Source organism: Psychrobacter phenylpyruvicus DSM 7000 = NBRC 102152, assembly GCF_000685805.1.
Classification (GTDB): domain Bacteria; phylum Pseudomonadota; class Gammaproteobacteria; order Pseudomonadales; family Moraxellaceae; genus Psychrobacter; species Psychrobacter phenylpyruvicus.
Window position 1 is genome coordinate 41155 of record NZ_JMKP01000004.1, and the last position, 23136, is coordinate 64290.

Annotated in this window: 19 protein-coding genes and 1 tRNA gene; 9 read left to right on the top strand and 11 right to left on the bottom strand. The window is 41.5% G+C overall.

Going from position 1 to position 23136, the window contains the following annotated elements:
* The first annotated feature begins 119 nt into the window (after positions 1-119).
* The 3 genes from eno to ispD all read left to right on the top strand — a co-directional run bounded on the left by eno (position 120) and on the right by ispD (position 2799).
* The gene (gene eno, locus G561_RS0102420; protein WP_028858140.1) at positions 120-1436 is read left to right on the top strand and encodes a phosphopyruvate hydratase; all 1317 of its coding nucleotides are present in this window, start codon (positions 120-122) and stop codon (positions 1434-1436) included.
* 190 nt (positions 1437-1626) lie between these two features.
* A complete protein-coding gene (locus G561_RS0102425; RefSeq protein WP_028858141.1) occupies positions 1627-1980 on the top strand; it encodes a septum formation initiator family protein in 354 nt (117 codons plus the stop codon).
* A 90-nt stretch (positions 1981-2070) separates the two neighbouring features.
* Positions 2071-2799: a 2-C-methyl-D-erythritol 4-phosphate cytidylyltransferase gene (gene ispD, locus G561_RS0102430; protein ID WP_227674057.1), complete on the top strand. Its 729-nt coding sequence runs from the start codon at positions 2071-2073 to the stop codon at positions 2797-2799.
* A gap of 192 nt (positions 2800-2991) precedes the next feature.
* Here ispD and G561_RS0102435 read toward each other — a convergent pair.
* The 4 genes from G561_RS0102435 to pyrC form a co-directional block, all read right to left on the bottom strand.
* Positions 2992-3067, bottom strand: a tRNA-Glu gene (locus G561_RS0102435).
* 93 nt (positions 3068-3160) lie between these two features.
* Positions 3161-3355, bottom strand: a complete 195-nt coding sequence (locus G561_RS0102440; protein ID WP_028858143.1) for a hypothetical protein — start codon at positions 3353-3355, stop codon at positions 3161-3163.
* Between the two features lie 205 nt (positions 3356-3560).
* Positions 3561-4208 carry a ribonuclease T gene (rnt, locus tag G561_RS0102445; protein WP_115343015.1) on the bottom strand — a complete coding sequence of 216 codons (648 nt, stop codon included), beginning with the start codon at positions 4206-4208 and terminating at the stop codon, positions 3561-3563.
* Positions 4209-4482: 274 nt separating this feature from the next.
* Positions 4483-5589 carry a dihydroorotase gene (gene pyrC / locus G561_RS0102450; protein ID WP_051584323.1) on the bottom strand — a complete coding sequence of 369 codons (1107 nt, stop codon included), beginning with the start codon at positions 5587-5589 and terminating at the stop codon, positions 4483-4485.
* A gap of 527 nt (positions 5590-6116) precedes the next feature.
* Between pyrC and G561_RS0102455 the strand changes: the two genes are divergently transcribed.
* Entirely contained in the window at positions 6117-7349 is a 1233-nt protein-coding gene (locus G561_RS0102455; protein ID WP_028858146.1) for an argininosuccinate synthase, read from the top strand.
* Positions 7350-7503: 154 nt separating this feature from the next.
* Here G561_RS0102455 and accC read toward each other — a convergent pair whose 3' ends face one another.
* The 3 genes from accC to G561_RS0102470 form a co-directional block, all read right to left on the bottom strand.
* Positions 7504-8853 (bottom strand): acetyl-CoA carboxylase biotin carboxylase subunit, encoded by a 1350-nt coding sequence (gene accC, locus G561_RS0102460; protein WP_028858147.1) that lies wholly within the window; start codon positions 8851-8853, stop codon positions 7504-7506.
* Between the two features lie 15 nt (positions 8854-8868).
* Positions 8869-9288, bottom strand: coding sequence for an acetyl-CoA carboxylase biotin carboxyl carrier protein (gene accB / locus G561_RS0102465; RefSeq protein WP_028858148.1), 420 nt, complete (start codon positions 9286-9288; stop codon positions 8869-8871).
* Between the two features lie 207 nt (positions 9289-9495).
* The gene (locus G561_RS0102470) at positions 9496-10872 is read right to left on the bottom strand and encodes an MATE family efflux transporter (RefSeq protein ID WP_028858149.1); all 1377 of its coding nucleotides are present in this window, start codon (positions 10870-10872) and stop codon (positions 9496-9498) included.
* Positions 10873-11242: 370 nt separating this feature from the next.
* On the opposite strand from G561_RS0102470, the gene hemW reads away from it, so the two are divergent.
* From hemW to G561_RS0102490, 4 genes are all read left to right on the top strand, one after another.
* Positions 11243-12490, top strand: a complete 1248-nt coding sequence (gene hemW, locus G561_RS0102475) for a radical SAM family heme chaperone HemW (protein WP_028858150.1) — start codon at positions 11243-11245, stop codon at positions 12488-12490.
* 80 nt (positions 12491-12570) lie between these two features.
* Positions 12571-14160: a glycerol kinase GlpK gene (gene glpK, locus G561_RS0102480; protein ID WP_028858151.1), complete on the top strand. Its 1590-nt coding sequence runs from the start codon at positions 12571-12573 to the stop codon at positions 14158-14160.
* Positions 14161-14249: 89 nt separating this feature from the next.
* A complete protein-coding gene (locus tag G561_RS0102485) occupies positions 14250-15293 on the top strand; it encodes an endonuclease/exonuclease/phosphatase family protein (protein ID WP_081794345.1) in 1044 nt (347 codons plus the stop codon).
* 112 nt (positions 15294-15405) lie between these two features.
* Positions 15406-16092, top strand: a complete 687-nt coding sequence (locus tag G561_RS0102490) for a TetR/AcrR family transcriptional regulator (protein WP_028858153.1) — start codon at positions 15406-15408, stop codon at positions 16090-16092.
* A 77-nt stretch (positions 16093-16169) separates the two neighbouring features.
* Here the strand turns inward: G561_RS0102490 and G561_RS0102495 are convergent, their stop codons facing one another.
* Positions 16170-18137, bottom strand: a complete 1968-nt coding sequence (locus G561_RS0102495; RefSeq protein ID WP_028858154.1) for a TonB-dependent receptor plug domain-containing protein — start codon at positions 18135-18137, stop codon at positions 16170-16172.
* A 332-nt stretch (positions 18138-18469) separates the two neighbouring features.
* Between G561_RS0102495 and G561_RS13805 the strand changes: the two genes are divergently transcribed.
* A complete protein-coding gene (locus G561_RS13805; RefSeq protein WP_051584324.1) occupies positions 18470-20170 on the top strand; it encodes a mechanosensitive ion channel family protein in 1701 nt (566 codons plus the stop codon).
* A gap of 136 nt (positions 20171-20306) precedes the next feature.
* Here the strand turns inward: G561_RS13805 and G561_RS0102505 are convergent, their stop codons facing one another.
* The 3 genes from G561_RS0102505 to trpD are packed head-to-tail and all read right to left on the bottom strand — an operon-like array spanning position 20307 to position 23081.
* Positions 20307-21035, bottom strand: coding sequence for a Smr/MutS family protein (locus G561_RS0102505; RefSeq protein ID WP_028858155.1), 729 nt, complete (start codon positions 21033-21035; stop codon positions 20307-20309).
* Positions 21036-21086: 51 nt separating this feature from the next.
* A complete protein-coding gene (trpC, locus tag G561_RS0102510; protein WP_028858156.1) occupies positions 21087-21932 on the bottom strand; it encodes an indole-3-glycerol phosphate synthase TrpC in 846 nt (281 codons plus the stop codon).
* A gap of 45 nt (positions 21933-21977) precedes the next feature.
* Positions 21978-23081: an anthranilate phosphoribosyltransferase gene (gene trpD, locus G561_RS0102515; protein WP_028858157.1), complete on the bottom strand. Its 1104-nt coding sequence runs from the start codon at positions 23079-23081 to the stop codon at positions 21978-21980.
* Positions 23082-23136: the final 55 nt, after the last annotated feature.

The window sequence follows — 23136 nt, forward strand, 5'->3', positions numbered from 1 at the left end:
TTAACCAAATTAATTTGCACAAAAAAATACGTTAAGAACCCCTTTGAGTAACCCTTATTTTCTAGGTAATCTGCTCAAAACTTATTCTTATTATTTAATTAAAGAGGCTTGTAGACGCTATGTACGCAGAAACTTTTACTAACGCAACTGAAATTCAAGACATTCGTGCTCGTGAGATTCTAGACTCACGTGGTAACCCAACTATTGAAGCCGATGTTATTTTAGCAGATGGCTCTATGGGCCGTGCAGCTGCACCAAGTGGCGCCTCTACTGGTTCACGTGAAGCTCTAGAGCTACGTGATGGTGATAAGTCTCGTTATTTAGGTAAAGGGGTTATCAAAGCCGTTTCTAACGTAAACAGTCAAATCAGAAGCGCTTTACTAGAAAGTGATGCGACAGATCAGCAAGCCATTGACAACCGTCTAATCGAACTTGATGGGACTGATAATAAAGACAACCTTGGTGCTAACGCTATGTTAGCTGTGTCATTAGCGACTGCTAAAGCTGCTGCTATCTCACAAAACATTCCATTACACCAGTACATCGCAAACTTACGTGGTCAAACTTCATTGACTATGCCAGTGCCAATGATGAATATCTTAAATGGCGGTGAGCACGCAGATAACACAGTAGATATTCAAGAGTTCATGATTGAGCCAACAGGCTTCAGCAGCTTCTCAGAAGCTCTTCGTGCCGGTGTTGAGATTTTCCATAGCTTAAAGTCAGTGCTTAAAGCTCAAGGTCTAAACACAGCTGTGGGTGATGAAGGTGGCTTTGCTCCAAACTTACGCAGTAACGAAGAAGCGATTACTGTTATTCTACAAGCTATTGAGCAAACGGGTTATAAAGCCGGTAAAGACATTCACTTAGCTCTAGACTGTGCGGCCAGTGAGTTTTACAAAAATGGTCAGTATATTTTAGCAGGCGAAGGCAACAAAACCTTTGATAGCCAAAGCTTCTCTGATTACCTAGTAAGACTAACTGAACAGTATCCAATCATCTCTATCGAAGATGGTCTAGATGAGTCAGATTGGGATGGTTGGGCTTATTTAACCAGCAAATTAGGCAACAAAGTACAGTTGGTGGGTGATGACTTATTCGTTACTAACCCTGCTATTTTACAAGAAGGTATTGATAAGAAAATTGCTAATGCCATCTTGATCAAGTTTAACCAAATCGGTACTTTATCTGAAACTCTAGATGCTATTTATCTAGCGAAAGAAAATGGCTATGCTACCGTAATCTCACATCGCTCTGGTGAGACAGAAGACAGCACTATTGCTGACTTAGCAGTAGGTACAGCAGCGGGTCAGATTAAGACAGGTTCTTTATGTCGTTCGGACCGTGTGGCTAAGTACAACCAACTATTACGCATCGAACAGCAAGTTCGTGCCAGCTACCGTGGTCGTGAAGAATTCATCGGCTTACGTGGCTAATGAGACCGCTTGTTTTTGTTAAATTAGTTGTCGAAAGTTAATAGTAGATTGAGTGGTTTTCCTAGGGGATACCACTCAATCTTGCTATTATAGACTGCACAAATACTGCTATACTTTTGTAGCAAGCTGTATTTTATTCTCAGCCATTGTTATATTCATGCTTACTCTTTAATCTATCCTAAGTCCTCTTATGAAATATTTTAGCCAATTTATGTTGTTTTTAATTGCTGTTGCGGTATTGCTAGGCTTGCAATATCAGTATTGGCTAGGGAAAAGTGGGCGAGCAGGATTAGAAATGCTACATCAAGAGATGCAAGTTCAGCAGCAAATCAATGATCAAAAGATGGATGAGAATAAAGTATTGCGTGCTGACGTGAATGATTTAAAAAATGGGTTGGAAGCGGTAGAAGAGCATGCCCGTCTAGACTTAGGCTTAATCAAGCCAGGTGAGACTTTTGTGCAATTGTCTACTGCGCCTACTACCCATAGCAATCAACCCACACCGCCTGTTAATCCAGAGGATGCGATAGAAAGTATTCCTTAGGGTTTAACGTCTATAGCAGTTAGTCTCTATAACATTTAACCTCTATAACCTCTATAATTATAGTGTTTATAAATTCAAAAGTGATTTATTTTGACCCAAACTATCTCTGATTCAGTTAGCATAGATTCTACCTCACCCCGAGTGTTTAGTCTTATTGTCGCGGCCGGCAAGGGCAGTCGCTTTGGTTCGGATATCCCCAAGCAATATACAGCAGTAAATGGCAAGACTATCCTGCAGCAAAGCGTTGCTGCTTTAGCCGCCAGTAGCTATATCAAGCAGCTGTTATTGGTTATTGCAAAGGACGATAAGGTTGCCAACAGCTTAGACTTTAGCCTGCCTGTAACTTTCACTTATGGAGGTGATGAGCGTTGGCAGTCGGTGCAGGCTGGAGTAGAAGCGGTGTTTGCTGCTGGGGCGAAAGATGAGGACTTAATTCTGATTCATGATGCGGCTCGCCCTTGTGTATTGGCGCAGCACATTGATTTAGTGATACAGGCGGCAATGCAGCACCCTTATGGGGCAATATTAGGGGTACCGGTAGCTGATACCTTAAAACAAGTGAGTGTAGAAGGCGATATTCAAGCCACCATTGATCGAAGCAGTCTATGGCAAGCTCAGACCCCTCAAGTGTTCCGAGCCGCCAAATTACGCCAAGTTTTGCGTTACGTGGCAGACGAGGGGTTGATGATTACCGATGAAGCCAGTGCTTTTGAAGCCATGGGCCATAGTATTAAGATAGTGCCCTGCAACAATCAAAACTTAAAGCTTACTTACGCCGAAGACTTAACTTTAATCGAGAGTATTTTAGGCAGTCGTTAGTAGAGTCGGTTGTTAGCAGAATCAGTTGTTAAAAGAGACAGTTTCAACGGGTTGCACAACTCAGTGCAGATAATAAACTGCCAAATACAAAGTTGTAAAATTTGCGCATAAAAAAAGCCAAACTCAAAGAGTTTGGCTTTTTTCGTAAGCAGTTATCAATCGGATAATGCTCACTTAGATAACACAAAATAGTGGTATCCCGTAGGGGATTCGAACCCCTGTTACCGCCGTGAAAGGGCGGGGTCCTAGGCCTCTAGACGAACGGGACACAGACCACTTCGACCGCTTTCACCGTTAATGTCGAAGTGGTGCGTATTCTAATGGGGTTTACATAATGTGTCAAGCATTTTTACTAAAATTTTTAAAACTTTTTATTTGGCCTGTCTTTTAGTAAACAATGCGGGTAAATAATGGGTTTATCACTCAGTAAACATTGTGGATACATAATTGCTTGCTTTAAATGATATCTAACCCAAAAAGTAGTTATCATGCTAATCGCACAGGCAAAAACGATATAGCCAACTATAACTCCCCAAATCGTATTAGTAGCTTCCATGAGTTTCTCCTTACAGGACAAGCCTATATTATTTCCAAGGCTATTAATGTTTTAACTGTTATAAAAACCAGTTAATAAAAATATAGTCCATTAAGATAAAAGCTACTAATCTATCCGAAGTACTACTATGTATAACCAAACTTTAGGTGGTGAATTAAGTTGTTATGTAGAGTTTACTTTATTGACTATAAATACTTTACCTCTCTTACTCTACTCCAGATTTCTCACTAGTTATGTTATCTTCAAGTAAAGCATTGGTAAGCATCGGGTAGCTGTTTAAGATGTGACAAAAGAGTTCTGCAGTCTTTTGAGTATCATAAAGGGCTGAGTGAGCCTCAGTGCCGCTAAATTCAATACCTGCAGCTTTACAGGCTCTAGCCAAGACAGTTTGCCCAAAAGCAAGGGCAGAGAGAGTAACGGTGTCTAACACTGAAAACTGATGAAATGGGTTATGATTTTTACTATTGGTACGCTCAATAGCAGCATTTAAGAAGGAGAGGTCAAAGTGGGCATTATGGCCAACTAAGATGCACTTCATGCAGTCATTGTCTTTACGAACCGCTTTTAGCTCTTTGAAGATACGGCGCAGAGCTGGTTTTTCTTCTTCAGCAATGGCTTTACGCAGTGGGTTATTGGGGTCAATACCGGTAAAATCTAAAGCCCGCTGTTCAAGATTTGCTCCTTCAAAAGGATTAAGGTGAGCGTTCAGAGGCTCCCCAGGAATGAATTTACCCTGATCATCCATAATAATAGGAATACAAGCCAACTCCAAAAGCGCATCCGTTTTGGCATCGAAACCGGCAGTCTCCACATCCACCACTACCGGTAGAAATTTACGGAAACGATCCGCCATTTTTAGTACCGGCTGCTGAGCAAAGCCATTGCCATTTTGGGCAGCATTGCTGCTCTGTTCAACATTAGTAACATCTGAACTGCTTTCATTAGAGGAAGTATTGCTACAAACTCTGGGTTCGCTACTACTGTCATTTAGGTAGTCTTCGTCAGTTATATTAGATTGAGTCATAAATCAAAATCGCATTAATAGTGTCAAATAAAGGAAGGGCTTAGAGCTAAGCTAAGCCACTAAATCAAAGTTTATAAATTGCTCATTTTAAGCGTAACAAACGTTAATCTTGTTTAATAGACCATGGCAAACTCTCGCCGGCCATTAATGGGGTTAGTGTTTGCTGGTCCATATAAGCATAGCTATTAGGTACTTGCATCGGCTCATTAATTAAAGTTATGCGCTCCTCATTCAGCGGCAGACCATAAAACTGTGCACCGAACTTACTAGCAAAGCCTTCTAAGCGATCAATCTTGCCGACGCTATCAAAAGCTGTGGCGTATAAAGGTAGTGCAATGGAAGCAGAATAACAGCCAGCACAACCACAAGCATTCTCTTTGGCATGGGTGGCATGAGGGGCAGAGTCAGTACCTAAGAAAAACTTAGGGTTCCCGCTGGTAGCCACATCGAGTAGGACTTGCTGGTGCTGTTGACGCTTAAGAATAGGCAAGCAGTAAAAATGTGGTTTTACCCCGCCTACCAGCAAATGGTTACGGTTAAATAGCAGGTGCTGCGGAGTAATAGTGGCGGCCACGCGCTCACTTTGTGCTAGTACGAAGTCGGCAGCATCGCCTGTGGTGATGTGCTCTACCACAATTTTTAATTCTGGGAACTGAGTCACTAAGCTGTTTAATGTGGTATCCACAAACTGCTTTTCACGGTCAAAAATATCGACATGAGAGTCAGTGACTTCACCATGGATAAGTAATGGTAAACCATGTTTTTGCATGGCTTCAAATACATCGTTACGAGCATTTAGGTTGGTTACGCCATCGGCTGAGTTTGTGGTGGCACCGGCAGGATATAACTTAACCGCTTGAACAATGCCAGACTCTGCTGCTTGCTGTATGTCTTCTACGCTAGTGGTATCAGTCAGATAGAGCGTCATTCGAGGATCAAATGACTGCTTATAGCGCTCCTCTATATCTGCTTGTTGCAAAGCTTGAAGGATGCGCTCCCGATAGGCTAGAGCATCACCAGCATTTTTAATCGGGGGAACTAGGTTTGGCATACAGATAGCACGGTTAAAGCTTTGAGCTGCATGAGGCACAGTGGTCTTCAAAGACTGTGCATCTCGTAGATGAATGTGCCAGTCATCTGGGCGTGCAATAGTGATTTGGCGTGGTGTAGTGTTGTCAGTTCTTGAAGCCGAAGAGGTATTAAGAGTCATAACTAAAAGCCATTTTTATCAAAGTTATTGAATATGAATATAAAAGCGCGTAAAGCAGTAATGGATTTGTCGTAACTTGTTTTGTTGTCACTAATAGGGGTATAAAAATATAGGTTTAGGGCATAAAAATAGTGTTAAATAAATACCTCTCTAATGATAACAGGTTTTAGCGATAAATTCGGCTATCGACTAAGTTAAGAGACGGATTTTTGCCAATAGAGGATAGGGTGATTTTGCTCTATAAAAGTATTAAAAGCAGTAATATAGGCTTGCTTAGCTTTAGTTGCCTCTATAAATAGTGTAAACTGAAATTTAATGAGTGCATTTATTTATAGAGCTATAAATAAAAGATTAGCACTCATTTTTAGGTAATAATTTTATAGGTAATAACTTTTTAGGTAGTAATATAGGACAGTGGTTTGGCAAAAGACCCAATAATTCCACCCCATATTGAAACTACTTAAGGCCCACACTTATTTATATAGTATAATTTTTAAAGTTCACACTCACTCGATAAAGGATGCACCATGTCGATCGAAAAAGATAAAATTAATAAAATTGTTTTAGCATATTCAGGCGGTCTTGATACCTCAATTATCGCTAAATGGTTGCAAGATACTTATGACGCTGAAGTAATTACTTTCACTGCAGACATTGGTCAGGGTGAAGAAGTAGAGCCAGCTCGAGCCAAAGCGGAAGCTATGGGTATCAAACATATCCATATCGAAGACTTGCGTGCAGAGTTCGCTCGTGATTACGTTTTCCCAATGTTCCGTGCTAACGCAGTTTATGAGGGTGAATACTTATTAGGTACCTCTATCGCGCGTCCTTTAATCGCCAAACGCTTGGTAGAAATTGCAAAAGAGCATAATGCAGATGCCATCAGTCATGGTGCTACTGGTAAGGGTAACGACCAAGTTAGATTTGAGCTAGGTGCCATTGCTTTGGCTCCAGAAGTAAAAACCATTGCCCCTTGGAGAGAGTGGGATTTATCAAGTCGTGAAAGCTTAATGAAGTATGCTGAAGAGCATAATATTCCTATCGACTTTGCGGCCAATAAGAAAAAATCACCTTATTCTATGGATGCCAACCTACTGCACATCTCGTATGAAGGCGATATCTTAGAAGACCCATACGCAGAAGCTGAAGATGATATGTGGCGTTGGTCAGTAAGCCCAGAAGAAGCGCCAGACACACCGGAATACGTTGAATTAGAGTATGAAAAAGGCGATATCGTAGCGGTGAATGGTGAGAAGTTAGAGCCTTATGAGGTTATGATTAAATTAAACGAGCTAGGTGGCAAGCACGGTATTGGTCGTCTAGATATCGTTGAAAACCGTTATGTTGGCATGAAGTCTCGTGGCTGTTACGAAACTCCAGCGGGTACAATTATGCTAAAAGCCCACCGTGGTATGGAGTCACTAACTCTAGACCGTGAAGCGGCTCACCTAAAAGATGAATTAATGCCTCGTTATGCAAAAATCATCTATAACGGTTATTGGTTCAGCCCAGAGCGTCAAATGCTACAAGCCCTAATCGACAAGTCACAAGAGTATGTGACTGGTACCGTTCGCGTTAAGCTATACAAAGGTAACGTTAGCGTTGTTGGCCGTAAATCTCCTTACTCACTATTTGATGAGAAGATTGCAACCTTTGAAGATGATGCCGGTGCTTATGATCAAAAAGACGCAGAAGGCTTTATCCGTCTAAATGGTCTACGTCTGTCTATCGAAGCTAGCCGTGGTCGTGACTTGTCCTAATTGACGGATTTGTTTGGATTGATAGGCTAACTAATAGTTAACACCAAAAAGGCAGAAGTGATATATCACTTCTGCCTTTTTTATTGCGATAGGATTTTGGTAAAACATAAGAGAAACTACTACTAAGTAGATGAGTTATTCTTTTTTTTCTTTTTTATTTGGACTTTTTTGGTAATAAACACGATTCTAAATAATGGATGTTTTGTGCTTGAGAGGCAAATTCCGGGTCTTTTAAAATAAGATCACGATGCAAAGGAATGTTGGTCTTCACCCCTTCAATAATCAGCTCATCGAGGGCATGCAGTGTCTTAGCAATGGCCTGCTCACGGGTCTGACCATGACAAATAAGTTTGCCAATTAATGAGTCATAGTAGGAAGGAATCTCATAGCCTGGGTACAGGTGTGACTCGAAGCGTACTCCGGCACCGCTGGGGATAAAATACTGAGTGACTTTGCCAGGAGAGGGGGTAAAGGTTTGGGGGTCCTCAGCATTAATACGACATTCAATGGCATGTCCATGCACGCTGATATCGCTTTGACGGTAAGATAAGCCGTAGCCTGCTGCAATACGTAACTGCTCAACCACCACATCGATACCTGTGACCATTTCGGTAATCGGATGCTCAACCTGAATACGGGTGTTCATCTCAATAAAGAAAAACTCACCGTCTTCAAATAAGAACTCAAAAGTACCCGCCCCACGATAGCCAATATTTTTACAAGCTTTGACACACGCTTGCAAGATAGGCTCACGGATATCATCAGGGATATCAGGTGCAGGGGCTTCTTCCAGTACTTTTTGGTGACGACGCTGTAACGAGCAGTCACGGTCATATAGATGAATCGCATTACCATTGCCATCGCCCAAGACTTGTACTTCAATATGGCGTGGATTTTGTAGATAACGCTCCATATAAACGCTGTCATCGCCAAACCAAAGCTCTGCTTCTTGCTTAGCAGCTTGTACCTGCTCATTGAGTTGATCAAAGCGCTCAACGATACGCATACCGCGGCCCCCACCGCCAGCTGCGGCTTTGATTAATAGGGGGAAGCCAATATTTTTTGCTTGTTCTTCAGCGTTATGTAGAGTGACTGTACCGACTGAGCCTGGCACAGTAGGAACACCCGCTTGCTTCATGGCATTAATGGCAGAGACTTTATTGCCCATTAAGCGAATATGGTCAGGGTGCGGACCCACAAAAGTTATGCCAGCTTCCTCAATAGTCTCAGCAAATTCGGCATTTTCTGCTAAAAAGCCATAACCTGGATGAATGGCATCGCTTCCAGTAATTTCAGCGGCAGTAATAATAGCCCCTGTATTTAGATAGCTTTGACTGGCATTAGGTTTACCAATACAGACGGCTTCATCTACAAAACGCAGATGCATTAAGTCTTCATCCGCCGTAGAGTAGACACCAACAGTTTCAATGCCCAGCTGCTTGCAGGCACGCACAATGCGTAAAGCAATTTCACCACGGTTGGCGATAAGCAGTTTTTTTATCATCTAGGGGCCTATCTCTTAGCTTCTATAACGGATAACGGGTTGGCCAAACTGTACCACATCGCCATTTTCTACCAAAATAGCATCAATAATACCGCTTTGAGTGGCCTCAAGTGGATTCATAATTTTCATAGCCTCAATAATACCCAGTGTATCACCGGCCTGAACTTTTTGACCAGGAGTTACAAATGGAGGATCATTTGGGCTAGGTGCAGCATAAAAAACGCCCACCATTGGTGAGGTTTCTACACTGCCGGTGTGTACCGCTTCAGACTGGGGCTCCGAGATATAAGCAGGGCTAGCCGCCATCATTGATGGCATGGGGGTATTGTAGTGTCGAGTTAAACTGACACTGTCATCCCCAGTTTTAATCTCAAGATTAACCAGGTCTTTTTCTTCCATTAGCTCAATGAGCGTACGAATTTTTTCAATGTCCATACGGTTGCCTACAGATATTCTTATAATATTAAGCATATTGTAACAAATTTTGTCGCGTCTGATGAGTGACAAATGATGTATTTAAGTTTCAATACCACATTTAACTCAAATACACATTAATCTGCTGCTAAAATTTGTACAAAATTTACCAAAATAATCCAATGAAAGCTGAGTTGAAATAAACTCAAGCTCAGCAATAATCAACTATTAGCTAGGTTTCGCCTCAATGTGTAACACTTGTCGCTGACGATACACGAGACGTAGTGTTAATAATATAGAAGATAGGGTTAGACCGGTAACCAAAGCAATCCAAAACCCTTGCGCACCGGTATCGGTGAATCGTACCAGATAAGTTCCTAATGGCAAGGCTATTAGCCAATAGCAGAACAAAGTAATCCACATGGGTACTTGTGTGTCTTGCATTCCTCTTAATATTCCAGCGATATTTACCTGCCAGCCATCGACCAGTTGATAAGCAATGGCAAATAATAATAAGAACATGGCTTGTTTTTTAACCGCAGGGTTGTTGGTAAATAGATCGGCTAAGTTTTCTCTAAATAGCCAAATACCAAGCATACTACATAAGGCAATACATACCGTCCATATCAGTCCTGTACGCTGAACCTGCTGTAATACCAGCCAGTTTCTTTCGCCATAACGATTGGATACCATAATAGTTAACGCCATGGCCACAGACATAGGTACCATAAATAGCTGTGAGGTGACAGCCATAGCGACCTGATGTGAAGCGACGGCAATGGCTCCTAGGGGGCTAATCACAATAGAGGCTAAGCTGAACAAGCTGGCTTCAAAGAAGATTGAAACACCAATTGGGACTCCTAAACGCAGCAGCTTACCTATTTGTTGACGATCAGGCTTAGCAAAGCTATAAAAGAAGCGCGTTTCATCAAAGCTTTTATGTTTGGATTTAAACAAATACAAGGACAATAAAATTACGTTTGACCATAATACACAGGCTGTTGCCAAGCCGCAGCCGGCACCACCCAGCTCGGGCAACCCAAAGAGTCCATGAATAAAGATATAGTTAATCGGGATATTAATGAACAAGCCAATTAAGCTGATGACCGTTACCGGCTCTGGACGTCCAAGTGCTTCACAGTAACTTCTTAAAACCGCATAACAGGCAATGGCCGGGAAGCCCCAAGCCACAAATCTTAAGTATTGAGCCGCTTTGGGCTGAATGTCATCTGGAACGCCCATTGCGCCTAGCACATTAGGGGTTAACGACACCACCACTAAGCCTAATATGCCAATTAAAATAGCTGCCCATAAGGACTGCTGAGTAATATGAGGCACATTGTGCGGTGTCTTTTGGCCAATTTGCTCTCCGATTAAGGGAGTAGTGGCAATTAAGATACCCGTAGCTAATAAGAATAACGGCAACCAAATGCCAGAGCCGATAGACACAGCAGCCAAGTCTAAAGCAGAAACACCACCCGCCATAATGGCGTCTACCACACCCAAAGCAGCTTGGCAGAACTGAGTAATGAGAATGGGAAGCACCAAAGTGCCTAAGCGTAAGCTGTGCTGTTTAAACTCAGAGAAGGATAAATTAGACAACATAAGTAAACTTCTAAAATTAGGTTTTTTTGAAACTGCTTTGATAATAAGAGGTAGAGGCTAAGTCACGATTTTGATATTTATATAAATAAATAACCTGCCATAGGGCAGGTTAGGGGTCTTGTCACCGAAATTCTTAGACTTTACGCTAAGTTATTAAAGGTCAGATGCGCGGTTATCAAGATATCAACTTAATTGCTCTACTATCCCATTATTGAACACGTATAATAAGCGTATTGATAAATTGTTAGCTTTGCTCTTACTGTATGCTTTATTCTTGCTCCTCTGGAGCCAATATAGAATCAAAGCGATTTAATCAAAATAAAAGCGTGACTATAACACTATCTGCCAACGAGTATAAGACCCTATCTTTATGTCGCTATTAATAAATGTTTCAAAAATCCCCTTAGCCCTATATATTCACATCCCTTGGTGTGTAAAAAAATGTCCTTATTGTGATTTTAACTCACACACATTGCCAGTTGATGATAGCTCATCTTCTAGTCAAATAGCCCCTCAAGCTGTTACTGCAGATAATAAAGCATTGGTTGATGATCATTTTGCCCTTTATGTAGAGGCTTTGATTGAAGATATAAATTCACAGTTGCCATTAATTCAGGGCCGAGAAATCAGCTCTATTTTTATTGGAGGGGGTACGCCCTCGCTATTACCTATTAAACAGTATCAGTGCCTGTTTGAGCATCTAAAGTCAGTTCTGCCCTTAGCCAATGATTTGGAAGTCACCATGGAGGCCAATCCCGGCACCTTAGAGCATGCTCCATTTGAGGAGTATCTCAAAGTAGGGATTAATCGACTTTCTATGGGAGTACAAAGCTTTTCAGACAGTAAGCTTGAATCGTTAGGGCGAATTCACAATGCCAATCAAGCTCAGCTGGCCACACAAGCGGCTAAAAGGGCTGGCTTTAAACGAGTGAATATCGACTTAATGCATGGTCTGCCTAATCAAAGCCTTGCCGAGGCCTTATCTGATATTGAGCAAGCTCATCAAGCGGGTGCCACCCACATCTCTTGGTATCAGCTGACAATTGAGCCTAACACTGTATTTTATCGCAATACGCCGGTACTGCCCGATGATAATGACTTGGCCGATATTGAAGAGCAGGGTAGTGCTCTGTTGAGCCAGCTGGGCTATACAAACTATGAGGTATCCGCTTGGGCCGGTAAGCAGGATATTCAGTGCCGCCACAATGTGAATTATTGGCAGTTTGGAGATTACTTGGCCATTGGGGCTGGCGCGCATGGCAAAATTACTTTGGCTGAAGAAGGGTTTTACCCAGAGTTTGAGCGAGGTATTTATCGCTTTAGCAAAACCCGCCTGCCAAAAGACTATATGAACTATACAGAGTTTCCTAAAATGGTTAGTTTTACCCCGATTGCCGCTGAAGACTTGAGTGGGGAGTTTATGATGAATGCCTTACGCTTGAGCTCTGGGGTGCCATTAGCACTGTATAATGACAGAACTGGGTTATCAGCAGCAGAGATTACCCCCATTATTGAGAGACTGCAGCAACAAGGCTTATTGGTAGATGAGGCCAATTTAATTCAGCCAACTGCTTTAGGCCGTCGCTATTTAAATCAAGTGTTGCAGGCCTTCTTATAGGATTTAACCTTTTATAGGGCTTAGCTGCTGCGTATTTTAAAGTAATTATTTTGAATTTGTATTATCAGGGAGACTGCATCATGGCAGGTTATGTATTAGCGTTGGATCAGGGCACTACCTCAAGTCGTGCCATTATTTATGATGACAGAGCCCATCCAATACAGATTTCACAAAAGCCGACTGTTTTATCTACCCCAAAGGCGGGTTATGTTGAACAAGACGCGATGCAGATTTGGCATACTCAAGTAAGCTGTGCTCATGATGCGATTAACCGGGCTGGCTTGTTGGCAACGGACATTACCAGTCTTGCTATAACCAATCAACGTGAGACTATAGTGGTATGGGATAAGCGTACGGGTAAGCCATTAGCGCCTGCTATTATTTGGCAAGACAGACGTTCTGAGAATTGGTGCCAAAGCTTACGGCAGCATAAAGTAGATGGCTCGGAGATGAGTATGCAGCAGCATGTGCAGTCAATCACTGGGCTGCGTATTGACCCCTACTTTAGTGCCAGTAAGATTGTCTGGCTACTGGAGAATCATCCCAACTTAAAAGACAGAGCGCAGCGGGGCGAAGTGGCTGTGGGTACTATCGATAGTTGGCTTATGTTTAAGCTTACTGGGGGCGAACACGTGATAGATATCACCAACGCATCACGTACTCTAATGTATGATATCAATAAGCTAGAGTGGTCCGAGGATCTATTGGCTAAGTTTGATATCTGCAAAAAAATACTGCCCAAAGTTATTGCTTCTGATGGCGATTTTGGTAGAACCAAAAAAGGCTTATTTGCGAAACAAATTCCGATCCAAGCGGTGTTGGGAGATCAGCAAGCGGCCTTGTTTGGTCAAGGCTGTGTCTCTACAGGTATGGCAAAAAATACTTATGGAACCGGCTGCTTTATGTTGATGAATATTGGGCATGAAGTGCAGCTGAGCCAACATCAGCTATTGACTACTATAGGCTGGCAACGCCGTCACAATAGCCCTCAATTATTGGGCGGGGCAGCTGAACATACCTCGTTATCAAAGTTGGTTAAGTCTGGTCAACGCATGCTAACGCCTTCTAGGCGTGAAGTAACTTATGCCCTTGAAGGTAGTGTGTTTATGGCAGGCGCTATCGTCCAGTGGCTGCGGGATAACATGGGGCTATTCAATAAATCCCGAGACATCGAAAGCTTGGCTAAAGAGGTAGAGTCAAGCGAGGAGGTGGTATTAGTTCCTGCTTTTACTGGACTAGGAGCCCCTTATTGGCGCTCAGACATTACTGCCAGTATTTCAGGCATGACTCGAGGCAGTACCAAAGCGCACATTGCTCGTGCCGCTTTAGAGTCAATAGCTTTCCAGACTTATGATGTTTTAACTGCTATGCAAAAAGACAGTCCTAGCCCATTGACTGAACTAAGGGTAGATGGCGGGGCAGCCAATAATGACTTATTAATGCAGTTCCAAGCGGACATGTTAGGGGTGCCTGTATTACGGCCAAAAGATACTGAAATTACTGCGAAAGGCGCTGCCTTATTAGCTGGGATTACCTCTGGTTTATATGACGAGGCCACCATCGATGACAGTTGGGATTTGGATAAATGCTTTGAGCCCTCAATGCCAGCAGAAGAGCGAGAGGAGCATTTGCATAAATGGCATCAGGCCATAACCAAAACCTTGCAGTAGTTAGAAACTGATAGTTAGTAGCTTAGATTATTGTCAAAACTGAGCTGGCCAAATAGAGCCACTGTGACACAAAGGATAGGACAGTTGTAATGAGTCAAAATAAAACAATTGATAGAAATAAAGCCCAACAAATGGACAAGATATTTTATATAGCCACAAGTAATCTATTGAACTTAGCTCTACCTGATCGTAGCTACTATGCCAATATGCATCCTTATACCAATGAGGAATATAACCACAAGCTAACCGGCTTATATGAGCTGTTAAAGAGCGCTAAGTCCGATATTTATGCCTTTCAAGAGGTGTGGGACGAAAAGGCGCTACAAGACTTAGCTGTCAAGTTGGGGTTCGCGCCTTCACAAGTTCTGGCCCCCATGGCCAGTAATGATCCTGCAAGTACTTTGACTTTGGGTCAAGGAGCTCAAGACACGCCAGCTTTAGCTATTATGTCTAAGTATAAAGTACTGGAGTGGCAGCTACTAACAGACTTTCCAGAATTAGCAGTGATTGATATTCCAGATGAAGGTCTTTATAGCCGTTTTAATCGCCCCCCTTTAGTAGCAACACTAGAGGTATATGGTCAACCTATTACGGTTATCACTGCTCACTTAAAAAGTAAGCGACCTCATTATCTACGAGACGCACAAGGCAATCGGTTAGAGGATTATGATGATCCGCTACTGCGAGTACGGGCTAAGCTTAGAAGCTTATGCATGCGAGCCGCTGAAGCCGCCGCTTTAAGGCTGTTTATGATTGATATCTTACATAAAACTCGTCACCCGCTTATTTTGTTGGGGGATATGAATGATGTCACAGACAGCGTGACAACCCAACTATTGGCTGAAACCAGTGAAGTTATCTATGATAAGGCGATGCGAGATGTGGCATTGTTTGATGCTGCACGGGTGCAGACCAGCTATGGGCGGACTAGGGACGTGGCGTATACTCATCTGTACCAAGGTATGCCGGAAGTCATTGATCAGCTATTTGTTTCAGAAGAGTTTTTAGTAGATGGAAAGTTCTCATTAGCAGAGGTGGAACAGGTGGATTATTTTAATGATCATCTAAAACAAGATTATGAAGATAGGTTTTCGGATCACGGCATTGTCCGTGCAAAAATTAAATTGAAGTAAGTTGCGAAATTAACGCATGAGTTCATAACCACATATAAAAAATGGTGTTACAATAAACTAAATAATGCTGAGTTTTTGGCCTTCCTAATTAATAATAATGTAGAGGCTTTTTATGGAAAAAGGATGTAATGATCTAATTAATGACGTCCTTGTTGACTCTGAATTAGCAAAAAAAATTGTACCCAATAAGTTTAAACATACCAGTAAGCAAGGTAGAATTCGGCGCCAAAAGTTACTCATGGCAGCAAAGAAGCTTACTGAGAAACATGATATTCAAGATATTACTCTGGTAGATATCTGTGAAGAAGCCAATATTCCTAGAGCGTCTGCTTACCATTTTTTTCCAAATGTAGAAGCCATCTTCTTGGCTCTACGCTTTCTAAGTTATATGGATACCTACCAGATCTTAGAGAAGATTGAGGTTTGCAATTTCCAGCGTTGGCAAGATTATGTTACCGAAATTATAATGCAGTCCGCTTCTTTATTTAACGATGATGTCACTAAAAATAAGCTGATGTATGGGTTAAACACTCCTGACCTTGACAATGGTGACTATGATGTAGAGGCGGACCTCAATTTGGTGGGCATGGTGGTTAACAAATTATCTAGCCACTACAATATGGAGAGTTTTAAGGACATAGAAGATAAGTTCTTAGTTACTTATTATATGATCCATAGTATATTTTCTTTATCCTTTAAGCAGCATGACGAGATAACTGAAGATATGGACCAAGAAGCTGTTACGGCAGCTCTTGCGTATTTACGCTGTTATTTACCAGAAGAGTTGCCATTTAAATAAAAGTATCTGACTAACCAAAAAACCACCCAATTGGGTGGTTTTTTTGGTTGGTTCACACTGTGTGAGTTAACTACTTATTACTTCCAGGTATAGGTTAGAGAAGTAAAGAAGTTAGTACCGTCATCTGTGCTATAGCCAGGCGATGTTACATATTTTTTATTAAATAGGTTGTTTAGGCGAGCTGACATCGAAAGAGCAGGAGTTAACTGATAGTTGCCACTGATATTAAATAGGCCATAGTCTTCAACTTTTTGCTTATTAGATGCATCATAGTAGTAATTATCCACATATTGATATTCTGCACGCAAGTCTAAATCTGCTAGTTGATAACCAACATAAACTAAGCCTTTATTTTTTGGACGGATTGGTAGGTAGTTACCATCATTATCTCTGCCACTATCATTTTTGGCATCTTGATAGTCGTAGCTCAAGCCAAATAGATAATCATTAATATTCCAGTCAGTAGTTAAAGTAACCCCTTTAATTTCGGCTGATTCAATATTAATATTTTGTCCATATGGATATTTCTTGGTTTTGATACCATCGCTAGCGATTAAATCTTCAACTTCATTATAATAGCCAGTTAAACGAGTAGATTGTCTAGGCGTGGTATATTCGATAAAGGCTTCGTAGTTATCACTGGTCTCTGGATCTAATTTCGGATTACTTCCCCATGAGTCTGGACCATATAAATCATTAAAAGTCGGCACACGGTAGCCTTTAGCGTAGTTAATACCAGCCCGTAGTTCTGGGCTAAAGTGGTAAGCAGCCCCTAGATTATAAGTGGTTTCGCCATCAAAATCTGAATAGTCATCATAACGAATATTGGCTTGAGCATCGATATTGTTATAAGAGGTTAAATAGCCTAAGAAGCCACTGGTTACTTTACGGTCATCTGCTTCATAAACATTTGAGTCAAGCTCTTGTTTTAGATGTTCAATGCCATAGATAGCTTTACCAACGGGCAGGTTATAACTACCTACTAAATTAATCTGCTGCTGTTTGGTGTCGTATTTGCTCGGATTACCTAGATGTAACTCATTTTCATAGGTTGAAGACTTGTCTTCACTATATCCATAAGACAGCTTGGCATCAAACTGATCTGTCCTATATTGAGCATAAACAGTACCTGCACCATTTTTTTGATCAGCATAAGCATTATCAAGCGCTGCTGCTCCAGTTTTCCAGTCATCTCCTGAATCGATATCTGTCGTAGACTCAGTATACAAACCACTTACACCTAAGCTAAGCTCGTTATTTACTTGATGTTTAAGGTTTAAGCTGTAGTTATCACTTTCAAAGCCATCGTCATCACTGTTGTATCCCCAGTTACCTGGTAAAATGGTGCTATAACCATCTGTTTCGTTATGGCTTGCTGAGAGACTCAAGCTAGTACCATTATCATTACGCATTTGAGCAGAAGCACCATAAAGGTGATGACCATTATTACCAGCACCTGCAGTAATAGAAAATTGGTTTTGCTCAACATTCTGGCCTTTGGTAAATATTTGAATTACCCCACCCATAGCGTCAGCACCATAGATGCTAGTGCCAGAAGCGCCATATAATACTTCGATACGTTCAATTTGTTCTGCAGGCAATAGATTTAGTGAAGCACCACCAGCGCTCAGAGAGCTATAACGTACTCCATCAATTAATACTAAGATACCTTTATTATCATAGCCACGTAGATAGAAGTTATTGCCTGTGCCCATGCCACCATAAGTAAATTGTGAAAACCCTGGCTGACGTTTGATGACATCAAGTACAGTTTGTCCTTTATAGGTATTCAATTCCTCACTATCAATAACACGCGTTTGAGCAATGGTATTATTTACAGCAGTCGGTGTGCGCGTTGCAGTAACTGTGATTTTTGGGAAATGAGCAACAGGTGTACTGTCTTGTGCAGCCAGATCGTTTTCGGCAGCTACGGCAGGTACACAAGCTAAAGCAGAAGCCATTAAGGCCCAAGTGCCTTTATTTAAATGTGATTTTTTAGAAATCTGGATAAGGCTTTTGTACAAAGTACTATAAGAAGTTGTCATGAAAGGACCCAATTAGTAAACAAAAGTTACATTAAAGAAACAGTACCGCTATTATCGCTGATTTTTACAAAAATTAAATGACAAATAGACGAGTATTGCTCATGTCTTAATTAGTAATATTCAACTTCAGCCTTATTTTTATACAAAGCTAGACAAAACTTAGTGCCAGAACTTGATACAGTCTAGTTAATATGCAGTTTCCATAAGTTCTACATGTTATTAGTAGTAGCAGGCATGATAAAATTATGCCTCAAAAATTCGTATATCTACTGAGGGTATCAAAGCAACGAAGTTATCAGACTTCTCAAATATCTAAGCATTAGGCTATAAAAATGTTTTTTTCTAATTTTAAATCTCTCAACGCTGGACAAAATGAACACGCCCTAAGCTCCCACGCTGGGGTAAGAATAATTTTTGGATTGCTCCTAGTTATAGTGTTGACTTTGACAGGCGGTACTGCTCAAGCTGCAGATGAGGAGTCGGCATTAACAAATAGTGGCTCTCAAGACAATGCTGAAGAAATAATTGACCCTTTTGGTCGTCAAACGCCGCGCAGTACTGTGCAAGGATTTATTAAGGCATTGGCTGAGAATAATGCTTCTTTGGCAACAAACTACCTAAGTTTGAATTCAGGCGAAAACTCAGTTGAATCTGTGCGTCAGCTAAAACTCGCCTTAGATGCCGGCGGTCGATTAGATGCTGAGTTACAAATTAATAATACACCGTCAGGAAACCTAGCGGACCAATTGCCACCAAACCTTGAAAAAGTAGGGACGATTACCGCACCTGATCAGGTGATCGATATTCTCTTAGTACGGAAGGTAAGCGATCATGGAGGGCCGTACTGGCAAATATCGAGCGACACGCTACAAGCTATTCGGAACTCTAATATAGCAGCTAAACCTTCTCTTATTGATAAATATACCTTAAAGCCTCTGCAAAATAAAATGATTGGCGGTTACAACTTAGCTGATATTTTTGCAGTATTTTTATTGGCTATCTTCTGTGTCGCTGCCGCATACGTGCTATGTGCAGTGCTTTATTTTATCTTAAAAATCTACTACCCCAAGGTGCGTAATAAGCCTTTGCCAATTGACTTTAAGTTTATATTACCGATGGCTTTGGTAATCACCTCACTAATTTTATATGAGGTTATGGTCTATGCTGGGGTTTCAGTAACCGTAAGGGAGCCTGTTAACCGTATTAAAGATATCGTGGGTTGGTTTGCCTCAACCTGGCTATTGTTAAGAGTAGTTGATGCTATATTCAGCCGTGCAGAGCGTCAGAGCTATAAGAAAAATCAGACCGAGAGGGTGTCTATACTTAGCTTGCTACATAAGCTAGTTAAAGCCTTGTTACTGATACTGGCTTCAATTTTTATATTTGGTAATTTAGGTTTTGATTTAACCACAGGTATTGCGGCACTGGGGGTCGGTGGTTTGGCATTGGCCTTGGGTGCACAAAAGATGATTGAGAACTTAGTGGGTAGTGTGGTCGTAGTTGCTGACCAACCAGTACGAGTTGGAGATTATTGTAAATTTGGAGATTTAGAAGGTACAGTCGTTGATATCGGTATTCGCTCAACAAGACTGCGTACCCTAAATAGAACCATCGTCACTGTGCCCAATGGGGAGTTCTCATCAATGTCCATTGAGAACTTTGCATCGCGGGACATGTTTCACTTTTTACACAATATATATATTAAGCGCAATGTCGATGCGACAACTTTAGAGAACTTCTTAAAGGAGATGGAAGAGTTCTTAGTGAATCATGAGCTTACTAATTCCGAGTGGACTCAGGTTAGAATTGCAGAACTGCGCCAAGATAGTATGGTCATTGAATTCCGTGCTTATATTTACGCCTCAGGCGCTGACGAGTTTTATGACAAGCAAACTCAGCTATTGATAGAAATCTTAAAAGAGATTGAGAAGTATCCTATCGAGCATGCCTTAGCCACTCAAAGAATGATCGTGGAGTCCCCTGATCAAGACAATACCGGTTCCATCTTTCAAGTAGAAGATGATAATGACTGATTGTCTTGAGTTAATTCAAGTTTTTAGATAACTCCATCAAAGCGAAAGCCACTAGATATATCTAGTGGCTTTCGCTTTTAAATAAGATTAACTTTTATATCACAGTCATTAGCTGATAGTTATTGGTTTACAGCTATTAGCTATCAGTCTTATTTTTCTTTAATAAAACTAAAACGGCGCCATTACCACCATCTTTTGGAGGAGCGGAAACAAAGCCTAATACTTCAGGAAGCTGACGTAACCAGCCATTAACGCAGGTCTTAAGCACAGCATCGGAACCTTTACCATGCACAATCTTCACTACAGTTTCGTTCTTGTTACGTGCCTGAGTGATTAAAGTGGTGACCGCTTCACGAGCCTCATCAATAGTTGCACCGTGGATATCCACCGCATCGTACCAACGCAATTTGCCTTGTTTCAGCTGATTGAATACTTTGTTTTGTAAAGTAGGGGTCTTATAAATTAGGTAAGACTCTCCGCTGACAGGATTTAATAAAGCTTGCATGTCTGATAGACCAGCCCCTAGCTGTTCGGTGTCAGTACCTTGTGCAGCAGCACGTTTAGATAGGGTAGCCGCATCAGGCTTAGTGACTTTAGGTTTGGTCACATCAGATACGGTGTTATTGTCTTTGATAGGCAGAACTCCTGCCATAGCCTGTAGGAATAACACTTTGTCGTCATCTACGTGCTCGCTATCTAACTGTTTTACCGTCTTCTCAACTTGTTTTTTGGTTGGCAGAGTAACAGGGTCAGTCGGCTTTTCATTTTCAGGGTCGCTTGGAGAGGTAGCGCGACCTTTACTTAATTCGCTTTTTAGCTCCTTAAGCTGATCTTGCATTTCTTTAGAGAATAGAGAGTTTGACATAAATAATTACCACTTAAATTTAATGAGTTTAAAAAATGAGGTTTATAGCAATTATAGTGAGCTTAGCAAAGAGGCCAGTGTCTCACCGGGGTTATCAGTTTTCATAAACTGCTCCCCGATCAAAAAGCTGCTAATCTGATTGCCTAACATGAGCTGCATATCCTCGGTGCTATGAATACCACTTTCCGTTACTAAAAGCTGAGGGCGAGTAGATTGGTTATCAACATAGGCTTTCAATCTAATTGAGGTTTGCAGATCAGTAGTAAAAGTGTTTAAGTCGCGATTGTTAATCCCGTAGATATTATGCTTAGAGTCAGGCAACTGTAGGGCACGCTCAAGCTCCTGCTGAGTATGAACCTCAATCAATACATCCATGCCTAAGTCGCACGCTACTTTATGTAGCTCGTGCAGCTTTTCATCATCCAAGCAAGCCACAATTAATAGAATACAGTCTGCGCCAAGTAGATAGGACTCATAGATCTGATAGCTATCAATCATAAAGTCTTTACGTAATACCGGTAACCTACAAGCCGCTTTGGCTTGCTGCAAGTAGTCATTATGACCTTGGAAGTATTGTTCATCAGTCAGGACAGACAAGCAGGCGGCACCCGCTTGCTCATACTGCTGAGCGATTAGGGCAGGGTCGAAATTGTTTGAAATAATACCCTTGGATGGAGAGGCTTTTTTTACCTCAGCGATAATCCCTGGTATGCCTGTTTCTTGTTTGGCTAATAGTGCTTTAGCAAAACCACGACGAGGCGCATCACCTTGTTGCATTAAGGCTTCTGCTTCACTTTTAATACTGTCAAAATCTTTTTTAGATTTAGCAGCAGCTACTTCTGAGTGTTTGGTAACAACAATTTTTTTTAGGATTGAAGGAATGGCATCTTGGGTCATAATTTGCTCGTATAGTACACTTAAAGTTAGTATGAATTTGAAAACTTAGAAGGTTTGAGTATAGGCTGCCAATTCTTTCATTTTTTGTAACGCTTTACCGCTACGGATAATGTTTTGAGCCTGATTAACCCCGTTAGGGAAATTGCTGGCAAGGCCAGCGACATAGATAGCAGCCCCAGCATTTAGAGCAATCATATCACGTGCTTTTTCTACTTTATTTTGATTGATTTCAAAGTCATTGCTATCTTCCCCAGACAATGCTGCCTGAATTAATTGTAAGCTTTGCTTGGAGGAGCTGACATCTAAGCCTACTAAAGTTTGTGAGTCAATACCTGCATCTTCTGGGAAGATATCATAAACGGTTACTTCACCGTCTTTTAACTCAGCTACTTTTGTGCTGGTTGCCAAGCTAATTTCATCTAGGCGGTCCTTTGAGCCAACCACCATCACATGCTCTGCCCCTAAATTTTTAAAAACATGCGCTAATGGCTCACACATAGTGTCGGTAAATACCCCAACCACTAAATTTTTGACCCCGGCTGGGTTGGTTAATGGACCAAGAATATTAAAGATGGTACGTACCTTTAGTGCTCGGCGTACTGGAATGGCATGTTTCATCGCAGTATGGTGGTTGGGTGCAAATAAAAAGCCTATACCTTTCTCTTCAATACATTGACGGGTCTGTTCTGGGGTAATCTCAAGATTTAGGCCCGCTTGTTCAAGTAAATCCGAGCTGCCTGACTTTGATGATACCCCACGGTTGCCATGCTTGGCTACGGTAGCCCCAGCCGCTGCCGCCACAAAGGCAGAGGCGGTAGAGACGTTAAATAGGTTACTACCATCTCCGCCTGTACCCACGATATCCACCATGTTACGACAATTTTTGGGTTCAATAGTATGAGCAAAATCAAGCATTACACTGGCTGAAGCAGTGATTTCATCAATCGATTCGCTCTTCATATTAAGCCCCGTTAACAGAGCCCCCATCATCGCATCAGGACAGCGTCCATCCATAATAATGGTCATGATTTGACGCATTTCTTGCTGAGTTAAATCAATTCTTCGCAAGATGCGAGCTAAGGCAGTAGTTAAAATGTCATGGATTTGATCGTCAGATAAGTGGGCAGTAGTTAATGGAGTATTTGGCATAGTTTGTAACACGACTTAAGTTAATGGAAAGGGTGAATTATTAAAATTATTGGTT

What these genes read in the sequence shown, in the direction of transcription:
- eno (WP_028858140.1), top strand. Translation starts at nt 120, where the DNA reads ATGTACGCAGAAACTTTTACTAACGCAACTGAAATTCAAGACATTCGT.
- G561_RS0102425 (WP_028858141.1), top strand. Translation starts at nt 1,627, where the DNA reads ATGAAATATTTTAGCCAATTTATGTTGTTTTTAATTGCTGTTGCGGTA.
- G561_RS0102440 (WP_028858143.1), bottom strand. Translation starts at nt 3,355, where the DNA reads ATGGAAGCTACTAATACGATTTGGGGAGTTATAGTTGGCTATATCGTT.
- rnt (WP_115343015.1), bottom strand. Translation starts at nt 4,208, where the DNA reads ATGGCGGATCGTTTCCGTAAATTTCTACCGGTAGTGGTGGATGTGGAG.
- pyrC (WP_051584323.1), bottom strand. Translation starts at nt 5,589, where the DNA reads ATGACTCTTAATACCTCTTCGGCTTCAAGAACTGACAACACTACACCA.
- G561_RS0102455 (WP_028858146.1), top strand. Translation starts at nt 6,117, where the DNA reads ATGTCGATCGAAAAAGATAAAATTAATAAAATTGTTTTAGCATATTCA.
- accC (WP_028858147.1), bottom strand. Translation starts at nt 8,853, where the DNA reads ATGATAAAAAAACTGCTTATCGCCAACCGTGGTGAAATTGCTTTACGC.
- accB (WP_028858148.1), bottom strand. Translation starts at nt 9,288, where the DNA reads ATGGACATTGAAAAAATTCGTACGCTCATTGAGCTAATGGAAGAAAAA.
- G561_RS0102470 (WP_028858149.1), bottom strand. Translation starts at nt 10,872, where the DNA reads ATGTTGTCTAATTTATCCTTCTCTGAGTTTAAACAGCACAGCTTACGC.
- hemW (WP_028858150.1), top strand. Translation starts at nt 11,243, where the DNA reads ATGTCGCTATTAATAAATGTTTCAAAAATCCCCTTAGCCCTATATATT.
- glpK (WP_028858151.1), top strand. Translation starts at nt 12,571, where the DNA reads ATGGCAGGTTATGTATTAGCGTTGGATCAGGGCACTACCTCAAGTCGT.
- G561_RS0102485 (WP_081794345.1), top strand. Translation starts at nt 14,250, where the DNA reads ATGAGTCAAAATAAAACAATTGATAGAAATAAAGCCCAACAAATGGAC.
- G561_RS0102490 (WP_028858153.1), top strand. Translation starts at nt 15,406, where the DNA reads ATGGAAAAAGGATGTAATGATCTAATTAATGACGTCCTTGTTGACTCT.
- G561_RS0102495 (WP_028858154.1), bottom strand. Translation starts at nt 18,137, where the DNA reads ATGACAACTTCTTATAGTACTTTGTACAAAAGCCTTATCCAGATTTCT.
- G561_RS13805 (WP_051584324.1), top strand. Translation starts at nt 18,470, where the DNA reads ATGTTTTTTTCTAATTTTAAATCTCTCAACGCTGGACAAAATGAACAC.
- G561_RS0102505 (WP_028858155.1), bottom strand. Translation starts at nt 21,035, where the DNA reads ATGTCAAACTCTCTATTCTCTAAAGAAATGCAAGATCAGCTTAAGGAG.
- trpC (WP_028858156.1), bottom strand. Translation starts at nt 21,932, where the DNA reads ATGACCCAAGATGCCATTCCTTCAATCCTAAAAAAAATTGTTGTTACC.
- trpD (WP_028858157.1), bottom strand. Translation starts at nt 23,081, where the DNA reads ATGCCAAATACTCCATTAACTACTGCCCACTTATCTGACGATCAAATC.